General features: G+C 56.3%; 1 protein-coding gene and 1 CRISPR repeat array. The gene reads left to right on the forward strand.

Going from position 1 to position 2,767, the window contains the following annotated elements; all coding sequences use genetic code 11:
- Window positions 1-1,798: transposase (locus tag C448_RS04920; protein WP_004052227.1), on the forward strand; the 1,798-nt coding region annotated here is incomplete at its 5' end.
- A gap of 488 nt (window positions 1,799-2,286) precedes the next feature.
- A CRISPR array of direct repeats spans window positions 2,287-2,708; the repeat unit is 30 nt; unit sequence GTTTCAGACGAACCCTCGTGGGGTTGAAGC.
- Window positions 2,709-2,767 lie beyond the last annotated feature (59 nt).

A 2,767-nucleotide genomic window follows, 5' to 3' on the forward strand; every position in this document is an offset into this window, starting at 1 on the left:
CAGAACTTCGGAGCATGGAAAATTACAAACCACCATTTCAATCACAAGTCTGGAGCACTATAATTCAATCGTGTCGATTTCAGACTTTCCGACCGCGGTAGACGGTCTCGTTGAGCAGGCTGAAGAACTATGCGACGTCCACGACCATATCACGCGAATTATCGCGGATCTCGACATTCCGCCAGACAGTTTCTCCGATCAGTACTCCCACCCTGGTCAGGCTCAGTTCGACTTCGAACCAGTCATCCGTATGTTTCTCTACCAGCACGCGCGTGAGTTCAACGACAGTGAACTCACGCGCCGTCTCACCGGTACAGCCTACGTCTTCATCCGGTTTCGCCTCTCTCGATCTCCCACTCAACAGGCCGTCAACTACATCTGGCGGCGTCGGCTGTCGCTCGCCGACCGCCGCCAGATCAAGGCCACTGCCTGTGCGATCCGTGAGATAGCCGCTAATCACGACCTCATCTCGCCGGGCGAGCCACGGCTCGACCCCGGCGAGATCGACGATGCAGGCGTCACCGACGACCAGATCATGCGGGCGATCCGGATCGCCCGCGATCGTGGCCTCTCCGCGTTCGATACCGATCGAGCAGCCAATACAACGTATCCAGATGAGGTATTCTTCGAACGTCAAGCCTACCTCAATTTGGCGGACGTCGGAACGACGACGCCACGTCGTCGTTTCGATCGTCTAAGCGACCGGGCGAAGACGCCTCACGGCGATACGCACCTCCGAACGATGAAGAAGGTCGGAGCGGCGGACGAACAGACCACGCTTGATGATTTCGCAGACGGAGACCAGCCACCGGATTGGGATCGCCTCCGTGAGGCGATCCTCGAACCATTCCACGAGGGCATCGGGTGTCTCCTCGACGATGTTACAGAACGCGGTGGTGTGCGTCAGCCGGTCATCGCTGCTATTGATGTCACTCACTGGGAGTTCTACCCGTCGCCCTACAAGGACGACGAGGATATTGAGTGGGACGACGAGCCAATCATCGTCAACGGCGACGAGAAGGTTCCTAAAGACGATTTTCCCGAAATGGTGAGCGGTGATCCAGATCACCGCCGCAGCTACAAGTTCGCCACGCTCACGATTGTTGGCGAGGACACACCGATCGTCCTAGCCATCGAACCCGTTCGGGAGACGTCGGCCTGGGAGGCCGACGTCGGTGAATCTACACCGAAAACGGCGTTCGTGAACCGATTGATGGAGCAAGCCGAACAACATGTCGACATCCACAAAGTGTTCGCCGACCGTGAGTTCGACGCGCACGGAGTGCGCGACGAACTCGACCGACACGGCGTCACCTACCTCATCCCGAAGAAAAAGTACGCAGCAGATTGGCGTGGAATCGAGCAGATTGACGAGCATTCAGCCGTGGATGTCGCTGTTGAACGAGAGGTACCACTCTGGGTAGATGGTCGAAAACACAAAACAAGTATCATATATGTCCCATCGACAGAAGAAGAAGAAGGACAGTATGCGGTATTCACGACAAATCGCGACCTATCGCCGGACGAGGCGATAGGGTTCACCTCGCAGTACCGCCAGCGGTGGGTGATTGAAAACGAGTATAAGACAATCAAGAAACACTTTCTCCCGACAACTGCGTCAACGGACTACCGCGTTCGATTGCTGTATTTCGTGCTTGGAGTGGTCATGTATAACGTTTGGAGGCTTACGAACCTCCTGCTCCGTGAGGCGGTTGATGTTGATCTCGGTGACCCGCCGCCACTTCGTGCCGGCGAGGTCGTGGAACTCATTGGGTTCTGCCTCGCGCCGGGTGGGTAGCCGTCCACATCACGTCAGTTGTGGACGGCTCAGTAGCAACAGCTGTCTTTTATATTGTTCAATCTTTCTGATTTTCGATATGAAATTGGTATTCACGACAGGACGTGCATAGAAACTGACGCAATGACCGTGGTATCATGATCTGAGACTACTGGCAGTCGCCGAATTGGCTTGTATATTCGCTATACTCCGAAGTTCTGGNAAACTGACGCAATGACCGTGGTATCATGATCTGAGACTACTGGCAGTCGCCGAATTGGCTTGTATATTCGCTATACTCCGAAGTTCTGGCGATCGACAATGCCGGGATGTGAATCGTGCAGCTACATGCGATCATGACTACTCAAGCGGGCGCAAGGACTGACCGAAGACCGCCGATTTTCGCTACGCTCCATCGACCCACGGGGGTTCGGCGGCTACTGCTGGTCAACGAAAACGGTATCCGATAGACGATGCGTAGCAGCTCTATGTCCGCTCTCTCGGGCATGGTTTCAGACGAACCCTCGTGGGGTTGAAGCGGCACGTCGAGCGACGCAAGCCTCCCCGTCCAGAAGTTTCAGACGAACCCTCGTGGGGTTGAAGCGTCGGTCTCGTCATCGTTGAGCATCCCCGCAACCGTTTCAGACGAACCCTCGTGGGGTTGAAGCTGCCGTTATCCGCGCAACTCCCTCAGATTGGGGGAGTTTCAGACGAACCCTCGTGGGGTTGAAGCACCCAGCCGGATCGTGACGACGCACCGATCCTCACCGGTTTCAGACGAACCCTCGTGGGGTTGAAGCGAGGTCGAGCTCGTCGAGGACGTCCTCGACGGCCAGGTTTCAGACGAACCCTCGTGGGGTTGAAGCGCAACCACTACGGGGACCTCTACGGCTTTACGATGGTTTCAGACGAACCCTCGTGGGGTTGAAGCGGGCCGGATTACTCCGGGCTCGACATCACGATCACCGGTTTCAGACGAACCCTCGTGGG

Source organism: Halococcus morrhuae DSM 1307, from assembly GCF_000336695.1.
Lineage (GTDB): Archaea > Halobacteriota > Halobacteria > Halobacteriales > Halococcaceae > Halococcus > Halococcus morrhuae.